The organism is Actinomadura vinacea (assembly GCF_039532545.1).
In the GTDB taxonomy this organism is placed as follows: Bacteria; Actinomycetota; Actinomycetes; order Streptosporangiales; family Streptosporangiaceae; genus Spirillospora; species Spirillospora vinacea.
In genome coordinates, this window is record NZ_BAAARW010000034.1 from 12,962 (window position 1) to 33,702 (window position 20,741).

The following is a 20,741-nucleotide window of genomic DNA, read 5'->3' on the forward strand; positions in this document are numbered from 1 at the left end:
GTGCTCCGAAGGTCGTCAGGGTCACCCGCCCCGCCCGGGGGGTGTGGGGGGTCGTCCCCCCACAATGACGCCTTCTTCCGGCGCTCTCAGGCGGGCTAGGACCTGGACCGGGTCTGCGAGGACTTCGGCGAAGGCGAACTCCGCCGCGCCCACCAGTGTGGTGTCGTCGCCCAGGGCAGCGGTGCGGAGGCGGACCTTCTCCCTTGGGGCCGCCATGGCGCCCGTTGCGAGAACGCTGCGGACCTGCGCGGCGGCTCCCAGGTAGATGTCGCGCAGGGTCCCGCCGAAGACGATCAGGCCCGGGTTGAAGATGTTGACGAGGTTGGCGACGCCCCAGCCCAGCCAGGTGCCGACGCGGTGGAGGGCGTCGCGGGCCACGATGTCGCCCCGGTCGGCGGCGTCGACGACGGCGCGGACCGCGTCGCGCCCGACGAGGTCGGGCGATTCCTCGCGGCCGGCGTGGTCGAGGAGGGTGCGCTCGCCGACCTCGGCCTCCAGGCAGCCGCGGGAACCGCAGCCGCACGGCCGGCCGCCGGGGTTGACCATCATGTGGCCGATCTCGCCGCCGTAGCCCTCGTCGCCGCCGAGCAGCCGGCCGCCGACGATGATCCCGCCGCCGACGCCCACGTCGCCGTGCAGGTAGATGAGGTTGTCGCAGCCGACGCCGGCGCCGCGTTCGTGTTCGGCCAGCGCGCCGAGGTTGGCGTCGTTGCAGACCGAGACGCGCAGGCCGAGGCCGAGCCGGCGGGACAGGGCGTCGCCCAGGGCGAGGTCGCCGACGTCGAGGTTCGGACCGGACATGATCTGGTCGTCGGCGCGGCGGACGGTGCCGGGGAAGGCGAGCGCGGCGCCGACGCAGACCGCGTCGCGGCCCGCCTTGCGGGTGAGCGAGCGGGCGGCGGCGGCCAGCGCGCCGACCAGCTCGCCGGGGTCGAGCGGGCCGCGGGTGCGGGACGCCTCGCGGCGTTCGAGGATGGTGCCGCCGAGGCCGACCCGGGCCACCCCGAGCCGGTCGACGCCGACGTCGAACGCCAGCACGTACACCCGGGTGGACTCGGGCCGGACGACCAGGGAGGGGCGGCCGGCGCGGCGGCCGGGGCGGCGCGGCAGCTCCTCGCGGACCAGCCCGGCGGCGGTGAGGTCGGCGGTCAGCGCCATGATGGTGCTGCGGTTGAGGCCGAGCGACTCGGCCAGCGTCGCCCGGGAGGCCGGCCCGCGCAGGTGGACGTAGCGCAGCAGCGTCCCCAGGTTGTGGCGGCGGATCTCCTCTTGCGACGGTCCTGCCTTCATCATGCCGCCGGGCCCCTGGCCGGCTCGGCGCCGGCGCCGGGCGGGGTGTCGGCGTCCCGGGGCAGTCCCAGGTCCCCGCTGCGCCCCGAGGTGATCAGCTCCACCACCTGCGTGTGCGTCACCTCCGAGGTGCTCACCTGGGCGGCCATGCGGCCCAGGTAGAGCGCGGCGATCCGGTCCGACACCGCGAACACGTCGTTCATGTTGTGCGAGATGAGCACGACGGCCAGGCCCTTGTCGGCCAGCCGCCGCACCAGTTCCAGCACCTGCTGGGTCTGCGCGACGCCGAGCGCGGCGGCGGGCTCGTCCAGCACGACCAGGCGGCTGTCCCACAGCACGGCGCGGGCGATCGCGACGGTCTGCCGCTGCCCGCCCGACAGCGCCGACACCCGCTGCCGCACCGACTTCATGGTGCGGACCGACAGCGCGGACAGCGTGGTGACGGCCAGCTCCTCCATCGCCGTCTCGTCCAGGACGGGGCCGCGGCGGCGCTCGCGGCCGAGGAACATGTTCTGGACGATGTCGAGGTTCTCGCAGAGCGCCAGGTCCTGGTGGACGACCTCGATGCCGAGGGCCGCGGCGGCGCGCGGGCTGTCGACGCGCACCGGGACGCCGTCCCACAGGTACCGGCCGGAGTCGAACGGGTGAATGCCGCCGATGCACTTCACCAGCGTGGTCTTGCCCGCGCCGTTGTCGCCGACCAGCGCGGTGACCTCGCCGGGACGGGCGGTGAAGTCGACGTCGTGCAGGACCTTGACGGGACCGAAGCTCTTGTCGATTCCGCGCAGGTCCAGAACGGGTGTCACTGACATGCCGTTGGGCTCCCACTGTGCCGCACCGCGGCCGCGCGGAACGCGGTCCTGGCTGGTGAGCCTAGCAGCAGCGTTCGGAAGCCGGGAAGCGCCTGGCCACGGGGCGCCGGGGCCGTACGCGGGCGGCGGGCCGGCGGCCCCCGCCGCCGGCCCGCCGTGCCCCGCCGCCGCTGTCATCTCCCCGCGGCCGCCCGGCGGCGCCGCGCCAGCGCGTCGATGCTGGCGGCCAGCAGCAGCACCCCGCCGGTGATCAGGAGGTTGGCGTACGCCTTGGCGCCCAGCAGGCCCAGGCCGTTCTCGATGGTGGCCACGACCAGGCCGCCCAGCACCGCGTCCCGGGCCCGGCCGCGCCCGCCGAACAGGCTGGTCCCGCCGATGACGGCGGCGCCGACCGCGTACAGCAGGGTGTTGCCGGCGCCCGCGTCCGGGGTGATGGAGTTGAGCCGGGACGCGGCCACGATGCCCGCGACCGCCGCCATCCCCGAGCAGATCATGAAGACCGACATCCGCAGCCGGGTCACGTTGATCCCGGCCCGGCGGGCGGCCTCGGCGTTCCCGCCGATCGCGTACAGGTGGCGGCCGTAGGCGGTGCGGCCCAGCACGAACGTGGCGACGATCAGCAGCACGCCGACCAGCGGCACGCCCCACGGCACCCCGGCCAGGGTGATCAGCGGGCTGGGCGCGCGGTCCAGGCTGAGCAGGTAGGTGCCGAACAGCAGCGCACCCGCGACCACGGCGATCTGGCCGATCACCAGCTGGATCGGCTTGGCCGCCAGCCCGCGCTCGTGCTGCCGCCGCCACCGCCACATCTGCAGGACGCCGTAGCCGGCGGCGCACACCGCGGCGAGCGTCCAGCCGAGCCAGACCGGCATGTTCCGGTTGGCCAGCGCGACGATCACGTCGTCCCGCACGGGGACGGTGCCGCCCTCGCCGATCAGCCGCAGCGTGATGCCCTGGAGCCCGAGGAACAGCGCCAGCGTCACCACGAACGAGGGGATCCGCACGACCGAGACCAGCCAGCCGATCGCGGTCCCGATGACGATGCCGGTGGCGACCGCCGACAGCACCGCCACGTACCAGGGCTGGCCGGAGTCGACCATCAGCTTGGCCATGACGGCGCCGCAGACGCCGCTGGCCACCCCGGCGGACAGGTCGATCTCGCCGAGCAGCAGCACGAACACCAGGCCCATCGCCAGGATCGTCACCGGCAGGGCCTGGGTGAACAGGTTGGCGATGTTGCGTTCGCTGAGGAAGGTCTCCGGGCGCAGCGCGGTGAACAGCACGAACAGGCCGCCCAGGCCAAGGATGGCCGGGAGCGCGCCCAGGTCGCCCGACCGCACCCGCTGCCAGTAGTCCCGCAGCGCCGACGGCACGTCCTGCACGCGCCGGTCGGCGGCGAAGTCGGAGTCCGCCAGCTTGACGGCGGCTCCCTTGTCGATGGACATCGAGGCCCCTTCAGATGCTCTCGGCGGCGGTCGCCGGCGCGAGGCCGAGATCGCCGGAACGGCCGGCGGTGATGAGCTCCACGACCTGCCCGGTGGTCACGTCGGCACGGCGCACGTCCGCCGCGACCCGGCCCAGGTAGAGCGCGGTGATGCGGTCGGCGACCTCGAACACGTCGTTCATGTTGTGCGAGATCAGTACCACCGCGTGACCGGTGTCGGCCAGCCTGCGGACCAGATCCAGCACCTGCCTGGTCTGCGCGACGCCGAGCGCGGCGGTGGGCTCGTCCAGGATGACCACCTTGGAGTCCCACAGCGCGGCCTTGGCGATCGCGACGGTCTGCCGCTGCCCGCCCGACAGGCTGGCGACCTGCTGGCGCACCGACTTCACGGTGCGCACCGACAGCCTCGCCAGCGTCTCCCGGGCGGCCTGCTCCATCGCGTCCTCGTCCAGGACGATGCCGCGGCGGCGCTCGCGGCCGAGGAACATGTTCTGCACGATGTCCAGATTGTCGGCCAGCGCGAGGTCCTGGTAGACCACCTCGACGCCCAGCGCGGCGGCGTCGCGGGGGCCTCCGATCTCCACCGGCCGGCTTTCGAACTCGATCGTCCCGGAGTCGATCGGATGGATTCCGGCGATGCACTTGATGAGGGTGGACTTGCCCGCGCCGTTGTCCCCGACGAGGGCCATCACCTCCCCCTGCCGTACGGCGAAGTCCACGTCGTGCAGCACGTGGACGGCGCCGAAGCTCTTGTTGAGCCCGGCCAGGCGGAGGACGGGCGGCCGCCCGCCGTTCGCGGGGTCGCCGCGCCCGGGGCCGTCGTCGACGGGTTCTCCGTTGTCTGCCACGTGTCTCCCTTTCCGGGGCCGCAGCGGCCCCAGGGGTTCGCCCGTGGCGGGTCCCGGGCGCGTGAGCGCCCCAGCGGCGGGACCCGCCACGAGGGCTCACTTGATGCCGGCGTCCTCGCACTTGGCGGCGTAGGCGCCCTTGCACAGCTCTTCCTTCTTCACGAAGCCGTCGTCGACGACGCGCTTGATGTTGTCCTTGAAGACCGGGACGGGGTCGAGCAGCACGGAGGGGACGTCGCGCTTGCCCTGCGGGTCGTTCACGGTGCCGTTGGTCTCGCCCTTCTGGCCGTTGAGGACGGCCAGGGCGAGCTTGGCGGCGGCGTCGGCCTCCTGCTTGACCGGCTTGTAGACCGTCATGCACTGGCTGCCGTCCAGGATGTTCTGCAGGCCCTGGAGGGTGGCGTCCTGGCCGGTGACCGGGACCTTGCCGGCCTCGTTGTTCTTCTTCAGGATCGAGATCGCCGAGTTGCCGACGCCGTCGTTGGCGGCCAGCACGCCGTCGATCTTGCCGCCCTGCTGGGTCCACATCTGCTCGAAGATGGTGGCGGCCCGCTGGTTGTCCCACTCGGGCACGGCCTGCTCGGCGACCTTCTTGTACTTGGTCACCTTGTCGAGCACGCTGTGCGCGCCCTGGGCGAAGAGCGTGGCGTTGTTGTCGGTGGGCGCGCCGTTGAGGTAGGCGATGTTGGCGTTCTTGTCGCCCAGGCACTTCTGCAGCCCGTTGCCGAGCTCCTGGCCGACCTTCACGTTGTCGAAGGAGACGTAGTAGTCGCCCACGCCGCCGAGGGTGAGGCGGTCGTAGTCGATGGTCTTGACGCCCTGCTGCTGGGCCTTGCGCTGCACGGCGGCGGCGGAGTTGGAGTCCAGCCCGTCCACGACCAGGACCGTGACGCCGCTGGTGATCATCTGGTCGGCGATGGTCTGGAACCGCTGGGTCGAGCCCTCGGCGTTCTGGATGTCGTACTGGACGCCCGCGGCCTTGAACGCCTGCGCCAGGTACGGCCGGTCGAAGCTCTCGTAGCGGACCGAGGACTTGGTGTCGGGCAGGATCACGCCGATCTTGCCCGCCTTGCCGCCTTCGGCGTCGCCGGAGTCGTCCCCGCAGGCCGCGAGGGTGAGCACCGCGGCCGCCGACAGGGCGGTGAGGCTGAGGAACCCCTTGCGCATGGGCCCGGGTCCTTTCTGGGGGTGGGAGGAACAGGCCATCGGTGAGCGAGCTCACATCGATGAATGTTGTGCCCCGCAACTTATGTCGCGAAGGCCCGATTCGTCGAGAGTGGATTTGTTGTGGGCGGTAACAATCCAGTAACACGCCGGTCCAACTGGGCGTTCTCGGGAACCTCGCGGGAAACCTGGAGAACGTGGGCGCGGGGCGAGTATGTTCGCGGCCTCAACATTTCTTGATCAGAAGGCTCCCGGACGGGCCCGGCCCGGCCGCGCCGAGGCGGACCCGCCCGCCTGAGGCCGTCCGAGAAGGGAAGGTGTGTACGTGAATGCCGGGACGGCATCCGGGATATGTTGCGCGTAACAGACGACGGGTCGAGATGGGGGCAGGAATGACGGCGTACGCGGGATCGAGCCCGGAGCGGCATCGGGACCTGACCCGGCCCGACCTGCCGCTCCCCCACCCCAGACAGGGGGACGCGGCGGCACCGCCCGCGCTGCAGCCGCCCGCCCCGCCGTCGTCCGCCGTGCGGGCGCCCTCCCCCGCGCGCGGCGCGAACTGGCACCGCATGCACTACCCGATCGGCGTCTTCCTGGTCGCCTACGGGGTGACCGGGTTCGTGACCGGGCTGATCGGCTGGGACGACCGGCGCGAGGAGCTGACCGGATACCTCGGCTCCGGTCCGGCCACGCCCGCGCTGGCCCTGGTCAAGCTGGTCGAGCTGCTGCTGGTCGTGCTGGCCGTGGCGGGACTCACGCGGCGCCGGGACGTGTGGTTCCTGCCCGTGCTCGCCGGCTGGCTCGCGGGCTTCGCCGTGTTCGCCGGCCTGGACCTCTTCAAGGGCAAGTGGGGCCCCCTCCTGGAGCACCTGGTCTTCCTGGGCGGATTCGCGCTGCTGCTGTTCCTCTCGTACGGGCTGAGCGTGAAGGCCCGCGTGGGGAGAGGCGCGGCCGCCCCCTCGGCCCCGTCGCCCGCTCCCGCCGGCCCCGGCCTCGCGGGCGCGACGGCGGCTCCCGCCGATCTCGCGGGCGCGACGGCCGCTCCGGCTCCGGACTCCGAGGGCGACACGGCTCCGGAGCAGCCGGCCAAGCTGACGCGCACGCAGGAGTTCGCCCTGGCCGCGCTCAACCGCTGGCAGCAGCGCGGCGCCGCGCTGTCCACGCCCTCCAGGCCGTCGGCGCCTCCCGCTCCGTCCGCACCTCCCGAGCCGCCGGCACAGGCCGCGCCGCCGGCGGACGAGACCTTGCTGGACGCCGAAACGCCCGAGCCCGAGGCCCCGAAGACGGAGCCGAGGGCGGAGGCGAAGACAGAGGCGCTGCCGGTCCAGGCCGGAGACACGGTCTTGGACGCCGAGCTGCCCGAACCGGAACGGGCGCCCGAGCCCGCCCCCGAACCGGCGCCCGAACCGGCCCCGGAAGCGGCGGCCGAGCCGGTGCCTAAGCAGCGCAAGCCCGCGCCCGCGTCGTCCGTGGAGCCCACCCGTCCCCAGCGGATCCCTGAGTCCGACCCCAAGCCGAAGGCGGACAAGAAGGACCCGAAGAAGGACAAGGCGCCGGAGAAGCCGAAGGACTCGAAGGACGACCCGGACAAGACCGTGCAGACGCCGCTCCCGCCGAGGAACTCGGGCCGCCAGGCGACCGCGCCCCTGCCGATGCCCAAGCCCTCGGACCTCGAGGACGACGACTAGGACACGCCCTGGGGAACGACGACGATCTTCGCGTGCCGTTCCGGGGCGGCCAGCTCCTCGAACGCCCCGGCGACTCCGTCCAGGCCGACGGTCCCGGTGATGATCGCGCCCGCGTCGATCCGCCCCGCGGCGATGTCGTCCAGCGTCGCGCGGTACTCGGCGGGGACGGCGCCGAAGCTGCCGCGCACGGTGAGCTCCTTGCTCACCGCGATGCCGGGCTCGACCCGGTCGCTCTGCATGCACACCCCGACCAGCATGATCGTCGAACCGGCGGGCGCGCCCTCGATGACCTGCCCGAGCACGCCGGGCACCCCCACGCACTCGAAGACGACGGCCGCGCGCACCGGGGTGCCGAGCATCTCGGCGGCCATGCGGTCGGTGGTGCCGGTCGGCACGCCGAGGTCGGACCAGCGGTCGTAGGGGGACGACACGGCCGGGTCGATCAGCTCGTCGGCGCCCAGCCGCTCGGCCAGGGCGCGCCGCCGGGGTGAGAAGTCGACGGCCAGGACCGGCCCGTGCCCGCGCGCCTTGAGCGTCGCCACCACGCCGAGCCCGATCGGGCCGAGGCCGAGGACGACCGAGACGTCCCCCGCGCCGATCCCGCTGCGGCCCACCGCCCGGGCGGCCACCGAGAACGGCTCGGTGAGCGCGGCCACCTCGGGGGCGAGGCCGTCCGGCACCGCGAACGCCAGCCCCTCATTGAGGATCATGTACTCGCCGTAGCCGCCCGGGTACATGGGCGCGTACCCGATGATGCCGGCGCCCTGCGGCCCGAGCCCGATGGGCGGCCCGCAGACGGCGGTGCCGACCGGCAGGGTGCGTTCCGTTCCGGGGCCGTGGCCGACGATCTCGCCGGCGAACTCGTGGCCGAACACCAGCCCGTCGCGGGGGTCGTAGGGGGTGCCGCCCGAGCGCCGGGTGGTGTCCATGAAGGCGTCGGGGTGCCGCAGGGCGTGCAGGTCCGATCCGCAGATGCCGCAGGCGAGCGTCCGCACCAGGAGCTGGCCCTCCTGCGGCACCGGGTCGGGCACCTCGGTGACGACCAGGGTGTTGTCCTTGGTGAGCGCGGCGCGCATGGGAGCCTCCGGGCGGGACGGCGAACGGCGTCTTCCCCCGCACCGAATCATGCCGGCGCCTCCGGCGATACCCCCTCACCACCGAATGGTGGCACGGTTCTTGTCAACGCCGCGCACACCCGACCACGCCGGACGATCTTGGCAATACTTGCCCTAGGTGAACGATTCGGACACTGTCAGCTTTATCGCACATGAGAGCCCGAAAACTCGCGTGGTCGATCGTGCTGACCGCGTCGCTGGCGGCACCGGCGGCGTTCGCGGCGACGGCGGCGGCACAGCCTCCGGGCGCCCCGGCCGGGGCGCCCGGCGCCTGCGACCCCACCGGGACCGAGCCCGTCTACCGCGGCAAGGTCCCCTCCCCCAAGCAGGTCCTCGGCATCGACCTCGGCGAGCGGCAGGTCACCGCCGCCGAGTCCGACCGGTACCTGGAGACGGTCGCGGCCAAGAGCGATCGCGTCATCTCCGGCACCCTGGCCGCCAGCGGCCAGGGCCGCCCCCTCAAGTACGCCATCGCCGGACGGCCCGACCTGCTGTCCAAAGCCGGCCTCGCCAAGGTGCGCGCCGAGGCGTCGCTGCTGCGGAACCCGCGCACGCCCGAGGCCCTGGCCAAGAGGATCGCCGAACGCGGCGTGCCGATCCTCTGGATCGCCGGCAACGTGCACGGCGACGAGCCCAGCGGCACCGACGCGGCGCTGGGCGTGCTGCGCGACCTCGGAGACCGCGCCGACTGCGCCGCGGCCAACGTGCTGGACAACGCCCTGGTGATCGTCCTGCCCACGCAGAACCCGGACGGGCGCGAGGCCCGGACGCGGCAGAACGCCTACGGGTTCGATATGAACCGCGACTGGTTCGCCCGCAGCCAGCCCGAGACCGAGGGCAAGCTGGCGATGCTCAACCAGTACCCGCCGGTCATGTACATCGACGCGCACGAGATGAGCCGCGATTCCTACTTCTTCCCGCCCAACGCCGACCCGATCTACCACGAGACGCCCGAGCAGGCGATCGGCTGGATCAACGACATCTACGGCGCGTCGATGGCCGCCGAGTTCAAGCGCCAGGGCATCGACTTCTTCAACCGCGACGTCTACGACCTCTTCTACCAGGGGTACGGCGACACCGTCCCGACGACCGCGTTCCACGCCGCCGGGATGACCTACGAGAAGGGCGGCGACAGCCCCTACCCGGACAAGTACCGGGAGCAGTACCTCACGCAGTGGGTGTCGCTGTCGGCCGCCGCCGGCAACCGCAAGACCATCCTCACCCAGTGGCACAAGATGGCCGTGGACGCCTACGAGCAGGGCAAGGCGGGCGACCTGGAGCCCAACCAGATCTACAACCCGCCGAACCAGGTCGACCGGCCCGTCCCGGACCGGAAGATCCGGAACTACTTCCTGCGCGCCGACGACAAGGCCAAGGCCGACGAGGCGCGCACCATCGTGCGGCGCCTGCAGCGGATGGGCGTCCAGGTCGAAAGGCTGTCCAGGCCGCTGACCGTCCCGGACTTCAAGCCGTACGGGCGCCCGGAGGCGAAGACCACGCTCCCGGCGGGCACGTACCGGATCTCCATGGCGCAGGTCCAGAAGCACTGGATCCAGGCCATGCTGAACGAGGACTCCTACACGCCGTTCCCGTACTTCTACGACGTGACGGCGTGGAGCCTGCCGCTGCTGGGCAACGTGTCGGGCGGCTCGTCCGGCGCGGAGCTGCGGCCGCGCGCGTCCACCGTGCCGCCGCTGCCCGCCGAGAAGGCGGCACGTCCCGGCAAGGCGCCGAAGATCGGCGTCCTGTCGCTGTCGGCCGACTCGTCCGCCGCGCGGCAGTCGGTCGGCTGGCTGCGGCACAAGCTCGACCGCGAGTGGAAGCTGCCGTTCCGGCTGCTGAGCCCCGCCGACGTGGCGGCGGGCAGGCTCGGCGGCGTCGAGGTGCTGCTGGTGCCGAACGGCCCGGCCGGGACGGCCTACGACCAGCTCGGCGACGGCGGCCGCGCCGCGCTCCAGCAGTGGACGCGGCGGGGCGGCCGGTACGTCGGCTGGCAGGGCGGCACCGAACTGGCCGCGCGGCTCGGCCTCACCAGCACCCGGCTCAGCGAGCCGGCCTCCGACGTGCCGGGCACGCTGTTCCGCGTCAAGGTGAAGGGCGGCGGCCCGCTGGCGCGGAACGTCGGCGCCACGGCCTGGCAGTTCTACTCCTACGACCTGGTCATGAAGCAGCCGGACCCGGCCAAGGTCGCGGTCGCCTACCCCGCGGCCGACTCGCCCGACTGGTTCGTCTCCGGGTTCGAGCGGGGCTCGGCCGAGCTGGGCGGCACCGCCGCGGTCGTCGACGAGCGCTTCGGCACGGGCCGCACGGTCCTGTTCGGCGGCGAGCCGAACTTCCGGGCGTTCACCGACGGGACGGCGCAGCTGCTGGTGAACGCGATCGTCGGCCCGGACCCGTCGGACCGCGCGGCCGGGGCCGTGCTGGCCGGACCGTCCGGAACGGTCGCCGAGCAGGCGGCCGGGCTGCCGCGCACCGAGTCGCCGATCCGCGTTTCGGTCAAGGCCGCCGACGCCGCCCGCACCGTCGCGCTGCTCCGCGCCGCCGGCGCCAAGTGGACCGAGCGCCGCAGGGGCGACGCGGTGCACTACGTCATCGACAACCCCCGGGGGCTGTCGGTGGACCACCACCCGTTCGCGGGACAACTGGCGTCCCAGATCCGTAAGGCCGGTATCGCCCCCATCGCGGTGACCCTGCCCTGATCCAGGGCACCGCGACGCCGAGCCGCTGAGCCGCGGCGGGACGAGGACGCCGTCCCGCCGCGGCTCAGCCCGTCACGATCCAGCCGATGGCGGTCATCGTCCCCGGCGGGACCTCGGTGAACCCGGCGTCGCGCACGTGGACCGCCGCGCGCTCGACGCAGCGCCGCCACGGGATGTCGCGGTGGACGTGCACACGCGGCCCGCCCGCGATCCACTCGGCGAGCCCCGGCGCGTCCGCCTCCCTCAGCAGCAGATGGGCGGCGTGGCCGGACTGGGCCGCCGCCTTGCCCGTCGTCATCGGCACGTCCGGGTTGAGCGCGATCGCGGCGTACGGCGGCTCCGGCGGCGGCTTGGGCTCCTCGTCCTCGGCCAGGTCCAGCCCGGCGACCTGGAGCCGGGCCAGCTCGGGCGGCACCTCGTCCACCGGGCCGGGCACGAACGCCCGCACCTCGGCGCCCTCCTCGGCCACCGTCACGCCGGGCAGCGCCTGCACCTCGGGCCAGCGCACGCCGCGTGCCCGCCGCGCCACCTTCCGGATCCGGCCCGACTCCCAGCGGTGGACGCGCGCGTGCCACTCCCCCTCCGGGTCTGCGGCGCGCGGGTCTGTCAGCAATCTCACGACCGCCGCCGCGGCGGCCGCGCACACCGCCGAATGCGCGGGCGGAGCGGCCTTCTCGGCCCGTACCACCAGCTGCATCGCCCACGGAGGGGCGTCGAAGGAATCCTCGGTAACGCGCACGGGAGGAGTATTCCACCGCCGATCGGACGCGCTCCCGGTGACTTCCCGGTGTCGGATGTGGGTACGGCAACTCCTGACGTTCGCCGCTCGTTCAACGTGGTACGTGGTGCGCAACGTACAGAGGAGGCGAGCGGGAACGACGGGACGGGACGCGGCGGGAGAGGCCGGGTGCCCGCCGGATCGGAGGTCGCCGGTGACCAGTGGTGCCTGGAGCAATTCCATCCCGGGCATCGGGACGTACTTCGTGGGGATCGACGTGGCGCCCGGGCGCTACCGCTGCGAGGACGGCAAGGGCGGCTGGTGGGTGCGCTTCACCGGGCCGGGCGGGGGCGAGCCGGTCGGCTCCTGGCCGCTGCCGGCCGGGCCCACCGAGATCGAGATCGCGCCCTCCGACTTCGCGTTCGAGACCCATGTCGGCACGTACTGGCATCGCATCGCGCCGGCGCAGGCCGAGGAGGGCGCCGTGCACGAGCTGCGTCCGGTGGCCGACCCGGGGCTGCGCGCCGAGCTGGACACGATCGTGGCGCGGCGCCGCCCGCTGGTGTGGCTGGCGCCGCTGACCGTGCTCGGCATCGGCGTGCTGGGCGCGCCGGTGCTGGGCTGGCTGTGGCTGCTCGGCCTGACGATGATGGCGGTGCTGGTCGCGCTCGGCTCCCCGAGCGTCTCGCTCGACCTGCAGCGCTCCCGCGAGCTGGCGCGGCGCCGCGACCGCTACCTGACGCCGCAGGACTTCGACGACGACGGCCGCGCGCTGCTGGCCCGCGTCCAGACGGCGGTCGACACGGTGCGCGACTCGCTGGTCAACCGGGAGGGACTGCTCGACTCGGTCGACAACGCCGTCACCCTGCCCCGGCAGGAGTGGGAGATCGCCCAGGTCCTGGCCCGCCAGTCGGCGCTGCGCACCGAGCAGCTCGAGGCCGCCTCGCCCGCGGTCCCGGAGGTGGAGGCGGTGCTGCGGCCGTTCCGGGAGAAGCTCGACCTTTCGGTTCGGGCGGTCACCCGGCGGATCGACGCGCTGGAGCGGTACGCCGAGCGTGTCCGCGCGGCGGACGAGGCCCTGCGCGCCCATCGCAGGCTGGAGGCGCTCGCGGCGCGCGCGGACGAGTACGACGACCTGCTCGCCGACACCGTCCGGGACGAGCTGGCGCTCCCCGCGATCGAGCGGCTCACCGAGCAGAGCGACGAGCTCGTCCGCACCCTGCGGCACCGCCTGGCCGAGGCGACCGAGGCGGGCGGAGAGGCGGGCGGCGGGCCGGACGGGGAGGCGGGCGGCGAGCTCCCGCCGAGCCGCCCGCCCACCGCCCCCGACGCCTGATGCCCGCCGCGAAGCGCCTGCCGACGTTCTTAGCCAAGCGCTTGCTACGCGACGTAACCTGGTGTTGACGCGCAACGTGAACAAGCGGTTGGGCACGCACGGCATAATGAGAGGGTGACGACCACGAGCACTAATTCCGGACGACCTAAAGCCCGTACCGGCGGTGAAGGGGGCGCTCGCCGCCGCGGCAAGGGCTCGACCGCCCTGGCCTCGGAACGCCGGGAGCACCTGGTCAGGCTCGCGGCCGAACTCTTCGCCGAGAAGGGGTTCCAGGCCACCACGGTACGCAACATCGCCGACGAGGCGGGCATCCTCTCCGGCAGCCTCTACCACCACTTCGACTCCAAGGAGTCGATCGTCGACGAGATCCTCTCCGGCTTCTTCGAGCAGATCATGTCGGCCTACCGCGCGGTCATCGACGAGGGCAAGGACCCCCGGGAGACCATCGCGGGCCTGGTCCGCATCGCCTTCGGCACGCTGGAGCCGCACCGCGCCGCGATCACGGTGATGCAGAACGACTGGAACTACCTCAGGGGCATGGACCGCTTCACCTACCTCACCAAGGCCGAGGACGAGGTGGAGAAGATGTGGGTCAGCACCATCAAGGCCGGTCAGGAGCAGGGGCTGTTCCGCTCCGACATCGATCCCAAGCTCACCTACCGGATGATCCGCGACACCGTCTGGGTGGCGGTGCGCTGGTTCAAGCCGGGCGGCCGGCTCAACTCGCAGGGCCTGGCCGAGCACTATCTCAAGGTGATGTTCGACGGGATCAACACGCACTGACCGGCACCGTCGCGCCGGTCGCGCCGGGGCGGGCCGGGCACGATCCCGGCCGCCCGCACGGCGGCGGCCGGGCGGGCGTTCCCGATCCTGGACGAGCGCTCCACCTGCGCCGAGTGTCCGCCGTTCATCGCGGGGTCACCGCGCGTCCATGGCACACCGGCCGAACCGCCACCGGATCGTGCCCGCCCACGGGAGCGCCGACGTGCCCGCGCGCGAGAGGATCGGGTTCGAGCGCCCGACGTTCAGGCGTCCGGACATGGAGCGTCGGCGACTCGCCAAGATCCACAAAGGGGGCGCCGGTGTCTTTCGTCACAATTTGACAAATCCCGGTGTCGTTCCGGGCGGGACGGGTGCTGTTACGGGTGAGATGAAAGAGGGGAGGCGACATGACGGGGCAACCGGGTACCGCCGGTCACGGAGAACCGACACCGGCGGAACTGCGCGCGGCCACCGTCCGCAGCCTCCAGGGCCAGTTCCCCGGCGTCCGAGTCTGGTACGGCGAGGCGACCGGGTCATGGTGGGCGATGGTCCCGCTGCGCGACGGACCGCGGCTGATCGAGGCGCCGACGCCTCAGGAGATCCGCGACCTGATCCTGAGGGCGCGGTCGCTGGGGTGATCGTCACGCCGAGCGCGTTCCAAGAGGGTCTCAGGAGGCGGTGAGCAGCGCGGCGCTGCCGTAGCCGCCGCCGAATCCCGTGCACAGGGCCACGGAAGCGCCCTCGACCTGGTTGGTGCCCGTGCCGCGGAGCTGCCGGACGGCCTCGGCCACGTTGTTGAGCCCGTGCACGTACCCCTCGGAGAGCAATCCCCCATGGGGGTTCACCGGGACGCGGCCCTTCCAGGCGATCTCCTCACCGGCCAGTACGGCGCCCAGGTCGGCACGGTCGACGAGGCCGAAGTCCTCGAGCTGGCGCGGGACGAGCCAGCTGTAGGCGTCATAGAGAAGCGCCACGTCGACCTGTTCCGGTTTCAATGCGGCGGCCGCGTACAGGGACGCGGCGACGTACGCGGAGAACACGCGGGTGACGTCGTCGGCCTTGTCCATGCCCGAGGCACCGGGGCCGCCGCCCCGTACGACCGCCTGGATCCGGGGAGCGGCCGGAGCGCGTTCGGCGGAGGTGACGACGAGGGCGCAGGCGCCGTCCGTCTCCTGGCAGCAGTCGATGCGGCGCAGGGGCGAGGCGACCATGGGGTCGTCCAGGTACGTGGCGAGGTCGATCCGTTCGCGTCGCAGGGCGCGAGGGTTGTCGGCCGCATGCGCTCTGGACTGGGCCACGACGGCATAGGTGTGGCGCTCGGTCAAGCCCGTGTCGTAGAGGTAGCGCTGCCCCGCCAAGGCGAACTGGTGCACGGGGCCCGCCATGCCGTACGGATGCGTGAACTGTTCCTCGGTCCCCTCTCCGAGCTTGAGCCCCAGCGCGTTCATGCGTTTGCCGGAGCGGCCGTTCAGGGCCCGGTAGACCAGCACGGTCTCGGCCAGGCCCGCGTCTATGAGCATGGCCGCGTCGGCGAGGATCGAGGCGCTCTGCGTACCGCCGCCATAGATCTCGTTGTGCCATCCGATCTCGTGGAGGCGGAGGGCGCGGGCCAGGTACAGGACGGGCGCCGAGTCGTTGAGGTGGTAGCTCAGGATGGCGTCGGGACGCACGGCGCCGCCCATGGCCTCCGCGGCGTCGGCGAGGGCGGCCTCGGACGCCTCGGTGGCGAGCCGCAGCTCCGTACGGCCCGATGAGCGGGAAAGGGCGGTCATCCCGACACCCGCGATCGCCGCCTTGCCCGCGAAGCCCTGCCGCTTCGAACTGCCCTGCCGCTTCGAACTGCCCTGCCGCTTCGAACTGCCCAGCCGCTTCGAAGGGCCATGGCCTCCGGTCACGCGTTCCCGTCCCTTCGCCCCGACCGCCCAGGGTCTCCGGCGGGCGAGTCCGCTCGCCGGAGACGGGGCGCGATCCGTCCCCGGCGAGCGGTGCCCTGGAAAGGCAGGGACCCGCGGGACGAGGGGGGGTGTCCCGCCGGCGGTGCCGTCGCACGCGAACCTAACCCGACGACCGGGGTTAACACAAGCGCTTGCTCGGTTTTGCCCTACGGCTCGTACTGGACGGCGGCGCGGCGGTCGAGGATCGGCGTGATGTAGCCGTCGATGACGGCGCGGTGGGCGGGGTGGTCGCGGTAGACGAGGTAGGCGTCGCGGTCGGCGAAGTCGCCGACCACCACGAAGTCGAAGTTGCCCGGGTTGACGCCGGCGTCGGCACCCAGGCTGAGCGAGCCGATCTCGGGGATCACGGCGGGCAGCTCGGCCAGCCTGGTCCGGACCTCCTCCTGCTGGGACGTCGTAGTGCCCTCGGCCCACGTGAACATGACCACATGCCGGAATCCGCTCATGGGATCACCGTAGCGACCTGCTCAGACGGTGCCGAGCTCGGCCGCCACGGTCGCGCCCAGTTCCCAGCAGTCCTCCAGATCGTCCTTGCCCACCCGGCCGGCGACGACCACGGGCGGGCGGACGGCGCGCCACTTCAGCCCGGTCGTGATCGACTCCAGCGCGCGCAGGGCGCCGGTGGCGTCGTTGTCGCCGTGCAGGTACGCGCCGAACGGGCGCCGGGCCGTCGCCTCCAGGCACGGGTAGTAGACCAGGTCGAAGAAGTGCTTGAGCGCGCCGGACAGGTAGCCGAGGTTCACCGGGGTGCCGAGCAGGTAGCCGTCGGCCTCCAGGACGTCCACGGCCGAGGCGGTCAGCGCCGGGCGCGTCACCACCTCGACGCCCTCGATCTCGTCGGTGGTGGCGCCGTCGCGCACGGCCTCGTACATGGCCTGCAGCGTCGGCGACGGCGTGTGGTGGACGATCAGCAGCCTCTTCATCACCTCCGACCTTAACCGGGCGACCCCTGACCGGGCTCGGACCGGCGAGTGCCCGCGGGCGGGGCCGCTGAGCTGTTAGGCTACCCAAGCGAGCGCTTGGTACGTAATGATGGGTCCAGGCGACCGGCGCGGCGGCGGCGCCCCGTCCCGCCCGCGCCGCCCGCCGGGCCCGGCGAAGAAGGAGCCGTTCACGTGGCTGACCGCCCGATGAAGTTCTCGACCTTCCACCTCTTCCACCAGTTCGCGGGCCAGACCGCGCGGGAGGTGTACGACTACCAGATCGAGATCGTCGAGCTGCTCGAGGAACTCGGCTTCGACGGGGTGTGGGTCGCCGAGCACCACTTCCGGGACTACGGCCTGGTGCCGAACATCTTCAACCTGCTGTCGAACCTGGCGGCCCGCACCGAGCGGCTGCGGCTGGGCACCGGGATCGTGGTGCTGCCGCTGCACAACCCCGTCCACGTGGCCGAGGAGGCCGCGATGGTGGACCTGCTGTCGGACGGACGCCTGGAGATGGGCATCGGCCGCGGCTACCAGAGCGTCGAGTTCGAGAACTTCGGCCTGGACCTGGCCGAGGCCCGCGACCGGTTCAACGAGTCGCTGGAGATGCTGCTCGGCCTGTGGACCAAGGACGACTTCGAGTACAAGGGCCGCTTCTACGAGACCCACCGACCGCTCACGCTGATGCCCAAGCCGGTGCAGCGCCCGCACCCGCCGCTGCACGTGGCCGCGGTGAGCCCGGAGACCGTGGAGATGTACGCGGCGCGCGGCCTGCCGATCCTGGCCGACCCGGCCGCCCCGTTCAAGAAGATCGCCAAGGCGGCGGAGACCTGGCACGCCACCGCCGCGGCGAACGGGGTCGAAACGGCGGACGTGGAGCTGGTGGCCAGCCGCTCGGTCTACGTGGCGCCGACGCTGGAGCAGGCGCGCGCGGACCAGGAGCGGTTCGAGGCCGACTTCGACCGCTCCCGGATCTTCAACGTGAGCAGCGCCCCCATCGACCCCGCCACCGGCCAGGCCGCCAAGGGCTTCGAGTTCTACCAGGACCGGTACCTCAAGGGCGGGTCGGTGGACAACGAGTTCCGCTGGAACCAGCTGGAGGTCATCGGCGACCCGGAACGGGTCATCGGCCAGATCAGGACCATCCAGGAGATGGGGTTCGGCAACCTCATGTGCGACTTCGGCAGCACCCGCGCGCTCCCCCTCGAGGACATGAAGAAGGTCCTGAGGTTCTTCGCCGCCGAGGTCATGCCCGCCTTCCGCTGAACCCGCCCGACGAGCACCCTGTTCGACCCTTGTTCGACAAGTTCGACCTGGAGGCGCGATGTCCGTCGTACACCGGCTCACACTCGGGGACGTGCTGGACGAGCACCGGCGCGGCCGCCCGCTCGGCACCGCCGTCGTCGACGGCCCGGTCCGGCTGACCTATCCCGAGCTCGACGACCGGGTGGACCGGCTGGCCGGCGCGCTGGCGGCGGACGGCGTCCGGGCCGGCGAGCGCGTGCTGTGGCTCGGCCAGAACTCCTTCCGCGTGCTGGAGCTGCTGCTGGCCTGCGCCCGGCTCGGCGCGATCTTCTGCCCGGCCAACTGGCGGCAGAGCGCGGACGAGCTCGCCCACGTCCTGGACGACCTCGCGCCCGCCGTCGTCGTGTGGGAGGAGGGTTCGGGCGGCGGAGTGAGCCGGGAGGAGGTCGAGAAGGCGCGCGGCGCCGGGCCCGGTGGGCAGGTCTCGCCGGACGCCCGCTGGGTGCGGTCGGGCGAGGAGTACGAGGCGTACGTCGCGGCCGCCGCGCCGTTGACCGCGTCCGTGCCCGCATCCGAGGCCGGGACCGACGCCGGCGCGCCCGTGCTGGCCCTCTACACCGCCGCGTTCGACGGGCGTCCCAACGCGGCGCTGCTGAGCCACTCCGCGCTGATCGCGCACAGCATGGCGCTGCTGCACATCCGGCAGATGGAGGACGGCTTCACCTTCCTGGCCTGCGGCCCGCTGTTCCACGTCGGCACGATGATGTTCACGCTGGCCGCCTTCCAGATCGGCGGGAAGCTGGTCTTCACGCCCGCCTACGAGCCGGCCGAGGTCTGCCGGCTGATCGAGACCGAGCGGTGCACCCAGGCGTTCCTGTTCGGCCCGATGATCGACGGGCTGGTGGAGGCGAACAAGGACCGCGCCTACGACCTGTCGTCGCTGCGCTTCGTCTCGCACTCCGCCGAGTGGGACGAGATGATCAGCGTGGACGACAGCCCGTGGTGCGCGTCCAAGATGGGCGGCTACGGCCAGACCGAGGTCGGCGGCATGCTGACCTTCCTGGGGCTGGGCATGGGCGGCGCCGGGTTCGCCGGGCGGACCTCGCCGCTGGCCCACGTCCGGCTGCTGGACGCCGAGGGGAACGAGGTCCCGCCGGGCGAGGTCGGCGAGATCTGCGCGCGCGGCCAGAACGTCTTCTCCGGCTACTGGAACCGCCCCGAGCTGAACGAGGCCAAGACGGCGGGCGGCTGGCACCACACCGGCGACCTGGGCCGCCGCGAGCCCGACGGCACGCTCACCTTCATCGGTCCGCGGCTGCGCATGATCAAGTCGGCGAACGAGAACATCTACCCGGCCGAGGTCGAGCGCGCCCTGAAGTCGCATCCGGCGATCGCCGACGCCGCCGTGATCGGCGTTCCCGACGAGCGTTTCGGCCAGTCGCCCAAGGCCGTCGTCGTCCTGGCGGAGGGCGCCGCGGCCACCGCGGAAGAGGTCATCGAGCATGTGCGCGGGGAGATCGCCTCGTACAAGAAGCCGCGGCACGTGGAGTTCGCCGACGCGATCCCCAAGAAGGGCTACACGCCCGACTACGACGCGCTGGACGAGCGGTACGGCGGCGGCGGGTACCCCGGCTCCTGAGGCGGGACGGCCGCAGGGTCAGAGGACGGCGATCGGGTTGATGGGGCTGGCGGTGCCGCCCTCGATGTCGAGGGGGGCCGCGATGAACAGGAAGTCGGCGCGGCCCTCCCCCGTCAGCTCCTCCAGCCAGAGCATCTCGGCCAGGTAGACGCCGTGCCGCCACAGGAAGATCATGTGCAGGTCGTCGGTCAGGGTCTCGTCGGCGAGCTGGTGCTCGTTGAGGCCGCCGATCGCCGCGTTGTCGCAGGCGACCATGCACACGTCCCGGGCGGCCAGCCACCGGCCGCCGTCCGCTGAGAGCCCGGGTTGGCCCGCCCAGTAGGCGTCGGGGCCGTCGTTCTTCCACACCAGCGGCCATCCTGTACGGAGCACGGCCACGTCCCCCGGGCGCAGTTCGATGCCCGCCTCGTCGAGGCACGCCCGCAGGTCGTCCGGGCCGATCCGGTCGTCCACGCCCAGGTGTGGGACGCCCTTGAGTCTCGCTACGTCGAACAGCACCCCCCTTGCGACGACGGGCCCGGCCTTGTCGATGCCACAGCGTCCTGCCCCGTACGAGCGGACCCTGTCGGCGGAGTGCCCGTTGTAGAGGCGGTCCCCCGACCACATATGGCACAGCGCGTCCATGTGCGTCGTGGTGCCGTGCGGTGTCACGACCAATGCGTCGTCGGCCATCTTCAGGCCCGCCCCTATGGCCCTCGTGCCGGCTGCGTAGTCGCCTCCGTCCACCGACATGAAGTGCTGCGGCAGCGGCCGGCCCCGCAGGTGCGGGACGGTCGTGGGGGCGGGCGAGGAGGTGGCGCCGCGGATAGGCAGCGAGAGGCTCAGCACGCGGCCCTCCCGCACGCACCCGGCGGCCGCCATGACAACCTCGGGAGTCAGCAGGTTGAGGGCCCCGCGCTCGTCGTCCTGACCCCAGCGTCCCCAGTTGCTGGACTTATCGAGCATCATCGAAGAACCTCCGAGGAAATCCCGACCTTGAGGCCGGGGAGGAATCAGACCCTGAGGAGCAGGGCAGGGAAAGGACATTCGCCCCTCGGGGCGAATGCCGGTTGGCCAGGCGTTATCCGGCACGTTTTCGCCCCTGTGTTCGAGCGTGCACGCTA

General features: G+C 72.4%; 18 protein-coding genes. 7 read left to right on the forward strand and 11 right to left on the reverse strand.

Going from position 1 to position 20,741, the window contains the following annotated elements; genetic code table 11:
- Window positions 1-21: 21 nt before the first annotated feature.
- From ABD340_RS37870 to ABD340_RS37890, 5 genes are all read right to left on the reverse strand, one after another.
- Complete coding sequence (locus ABD340_RS37870) at window positions 22-1,290, reverse strand: ROK family protein (protein WP_344595860.1); 1,269 nt, start codon at window positions 1,288-1,290, stop codon at window positions 22-24.
- The gene (locus ABD340_RS37875) at window positions 1,290-2,102 is read right to left on the reverse strand and encodes an ATP-binding cassette domain-containing protein (RefSeq protein ID WP_344595763.1); all 813 of its coding nucleotides are present in this window, start codon (window positions 2,100-2,102) and stop codon (window positions 1,290-1,292) included. The genes ABD340_RS37870 and ABD340_RS37875 overlap by 1 nt, the downstream gene beginning before the upstream one ends.
- A 173-nt stretch (window positions 2,103-2,275) precedes the next feature.
- Entirely contained in the window at window positions 2,276-3,547 is a 1,272-nt protein-coding gene (locus ABD340_RS37880; RefSeq protein ID WP_344595765.1) for a sugar ABC transporter permease, read from the reverse strand.
- 10 nt (window positions 3,548-3,557) lie between these two features.
- Window positions 3,558-4,313 carry an ATP-binding cassette domain-containing protein gene (locus ABD340_RS37885; RefSeq protein WP_344595861.1) on the reverse strand — a complete coding sequence of 252 codons (756 nt, stop codon included), beginning with the start codon at window positions 4,311-4,313 and terminating at the stop codon, window positions 3,558-3,560.
- 177 nt (window positions 4,314-4,490) lie between these two features.
- A complete protein-coding gene (locus ABD340_RS37890; protein WP_344595767.1) occupies window positions 4,491-5,561 on the reverse strand; it encodes a sugar ABC transporter substrate-binding protein in 1,071 nt (356 codons plus the stop codon).
- Between the two features lie 389 nt (window positions 5,562-5,950).
- On the opposite strand from ABD340_RS37890, the gene ABD340_RS37895 reads away from it, so the two are divergent.
- Entirely contained in the window at window positions 5,951-7,246 is a 1,296-nt protein-coding gene (locus tag ABD340_RS37895; protein ID WP_344595768.1) for a hypothetical protein, read from the forward strand.
- On the opposite strand, the gene ABD340_RS37900 is transcribed toward ABD340_RS37895, so the two are convergent.
- A complete protein-coding gene (locus ABD340_RS37900) occupies window positions 7,243-8,322 on the reverse strand; it encodes a zinc-binding dehydrogenase (RefSeq protein ID WP_344595770.1) in 1,080 nt (359 codons plus the stop codon). The genes ABD340_RS37895 and ABD340_RS37900 overlap by 4 nt on opposite strands.
- Window positions 8,323-8,513: 191 nt before the next feature.
- Between ABD340_RS37900 and ABD340_RS37905 the strand changes: the two genes are divergently transcribed.
- Window positions 8,514-11,060 carry a M14 family zinc carboxypeptidase gene (locus ABD340_RS37905; protein ID WP_344595772.1) on the forward strand — a complete coding sequence of 849 codons (2,547 nt, stop codon included), beginning with the start codon at window positions 8,514-8,516 and terminating at the stop codon, window positions 11,058-11,060.
- A 64-nt stretch (window positions 11,061-11,124) separates the two neighbouring features.
- Here the strand turns inward: ABD340_RS37905 and ABD340_RS37910 are convergent, their stop codons facing one another.
- On the reverse strand, window positions 11,125-11,799 hold the full coding sequence (locus tag ABD340_RS37910) for a hypothetical protein (protein ID WP_344595774.1): 675 nt from the start codon (window positions 11,797-11,799) through the stop codon (window positions 11,125-11,127).
- 193 nt (window positions 11,800-11,992) lie between these two features.
- Between ABD340_RS37910 and ABD340_RS37915 the strand changes: the two genes are divergently transcribed.
- The 3 genes from ABD340_RS37915 (at window position 11,993) to ABD340_RS37925 (ending at window position 14,514) form a co-directional block, all read left to right on the forward strand.
- Window positions 11,993-13,114, forward strand: coding sequence for an Rv1352/Rv1906c domain-containing protein (locus ABD340_RS37915; protein WP_344595776.1), 1,122 nt, complete (start codon window positions 11,993-11,995; stop codon window positions 13,112-13,114).
- Between the two features lie 114 nt (window positions 13,115-13,228).
- On the forward strand, window positions 13,229-13,897 hold the full coding sequence (locus tag ABD340_RS37920; RefSeq protein ID WP_344595778.1) for a TetR/AcrR family transcriptional regulator: 669 nt from the start codon (window positions 13,229-13,231) through the stop codon (window positions 13,895-13,897).
- A gap of 386 nt (window positions 13,898-14,283) precedes the next feature.
- Window positions 14,284-14,514, forward strand: coding sequence for a hypothetical protein (locus ABD340_RS37925; protein ID WP_344595780.1), 231 nt, complete (start codon window positions 14,284-14,286; stop codon window positions 14,512-14,514).
- A 30-nt stretch (window positions 14,515-14,544) separates the two neighbouring features.
- On the opposite strand, the gene ABD340_RS37930 is transcribed toward ABD340_RS37925, so the two are convergent.
- The 3 genes from ABD340_RS37930 to ABD340_RS37940 all read right to left on the reverse strand — a co-directional run bounded on the left by ABD340_RS37930 (window position 14,545) and on the right by ABD340_RS37940 (window position 16,754).
- A complete protein-coding gene (locus tag ABD340_RS37930) occupies window positions 14,545-15,648 on the reverse strand; it encodes a thiolase C-terminal domain-containing protein (RefSeq protein ID WP_344595862.1) in 1,104 nt (367 codons plus the stop codon).
- A gap of 329 nt (window positions 15,649-15,977) precedes the next feature.
- A complete protein-coding gene (locus ABD340_RS37935; protein ID WP_344595782.1) occupies window positions 15,978-16,277 on the reverse strand; it encodes a Dabb family protein in 300 nt (99 codons plus the stop codon).
- A gap of 21 nt (window positions 16,278-16,298) precedes the next feature.
- The gene (locus tag ABD340_RS37940; protein WP_344595783.1) at window positions 16,299-16,754 is read right to left on the reverse strand and encodes a flavodoxin family protein; all 456 of its coding nucleotides are present in this window, start codon (window positions 16,752-16,754) and stop codon (window positions 16,299-16,301) included.
- 207 nt (window positions 16,755-16,961) lie between these two features.
- Here ABD340_RS37940 and ABD340_RS37945 point away from each other — a divergent pair, with 207 nt between their 5' ends.
- Both ABD340_RS37945 and ABD340_RS37950 read left to right on the forward strand, forming a co-directional pair.
- Window positions 16,962-18,020: an LLM class flavin-dependent oxidoreductase gene (locus ABD340_RS37945; RefSeq protein WP_344595863.1), complete on the forward strand. Its 1,059-nt coding sequence runs from the start codon at window positions 16,962-16,964 to the stop codon at window positions 18,018-18,020.
- A 58-nt stretch (window positions 18,021-18,078) separates the two neighbouring features.
- The gene (locus ABD340_RS37950; RefSeq protein ID WP_344595785.1) at window positions 18,079-19,638 is read left to right on the forward strand and encodes an AMP-binding protein; all 1,560 of its coding nucleotides are present in this window, start codon (window positions 18,079-18,081) and stop codon (window positions 19,636-19,638) included.
- A gap of 18 nt (window positions 19,639-19,656) precedes the next feature.
- Here the strand turns inward: ABD340_RS37950 and ABD340_RS37955 are convergent, their stop codons facing one another.
- Entirely contained in the window at window positions 19,657-20,583 is a 927-nt protein-coding gene (locus tag ABD340_RS37955) for a cyclase family protein (RefSeq protein ID WP_344595865.1), read from the reverse strand.
- Window positions 20,584-20,741 lie beyond the last annotated feature (158 nt).

Coding starts and splice junctions, on each gene's coding strand:
- ABD340_RS37870 (WP_344595860.1), bottom strand. CDS start 1,290: ATGAAGGCAGGACCGTCGCAAGAGGAGATCCGCCGCCACAACCTGGGG.
- ABD340_RS37875 (WP_344595763.1), bottom strand. CDS start 2,102: ATGTCAGTGACACCCGTTCTGGACCTGCGCGGAATCGACAAGAGCTTC.
- ABD340_RS37880 (WP_344595765.1), bottom strand. CDS start 3,547: ATGTCCATCGACAAGGGAGCCGCCGTCAAGCTGGCGGACTCCGACTTC.
- ABD340_RS37890 (WP_344595767.1), bottom strand. CDS start 5,561: ATGCGCAAGGGGTTCCTCAGCCTCACCGCCCTGTCGGCGGCCGCGGTG.
- ABD340_RS37895 (WP_344595768.1), top strand. CDS start 5,951: ATGACGGCGTACGCGGGATCGAGCCCGGAGCGGCATCGGGACCTGACC.
- ABD340_RS37900 (WP_344595770.1), bottom strand. CDS start 8,322: ATGCGCGCCGCGCTCACCAAGGACAACACCCTGGTCGTCACCGAGGTG.
- ABD340_RS37905 (WP_344595772.1), top strand. CDS start 8,514: ATGAGAGCCCGAAAACTCGCGTGGTCGATCGTGCTGACCGCGTCGCTG.
- ABD340_RS37925 (WP_344595780.1), top strand. CDS start 14,284: ATGACGGGGCAACCGGGTACCGCCGGTCACGGAGAACCGACACCGGCG.
- ABD340_RS37930 (WP_344595862.1), bottom strand. CDS start 15,648: ATGACCGCCCTTTCCCGCTCATCGGGCCGTACGGAGCTGCGGCTCGCC.
- ABD340_RS37935 (WP_344595782.1), bottom strand. CDS start 16,277: ATGAGCGGATTCCGGCATGTGGTCATGTTCACGTGGGCCGAGGGCACT.
- ABD340_RS37940 (WP_344595783.1), bottom strand. CDS start 16,754: ATGAAGAGGCTGCTGATCGTCCACCACACGCCGTCGCCGACGCTGCAG.
- ABD340_RS37945 (WP_344595863.1), top strand. CDS start 16,962: ATGAAGTTCTCGACCTTCCACCTCTTCCACCAGTTCGCGGGCCAGACC.
- ABD340_RS37950 (WP_344595785.1), top strand. CDS start 18,079: ATGTCCGTCGTACACCGGCTCACACTCGGGGACGTGCTGGACGAGCAC.
- ABD340_RS37955 (WP_344595865.1), bottom strand. CDS start 20,583: ATGCTCGATAAGTCCAGCAACTGGGGACGCTGGGGTCAGGACGACGAG.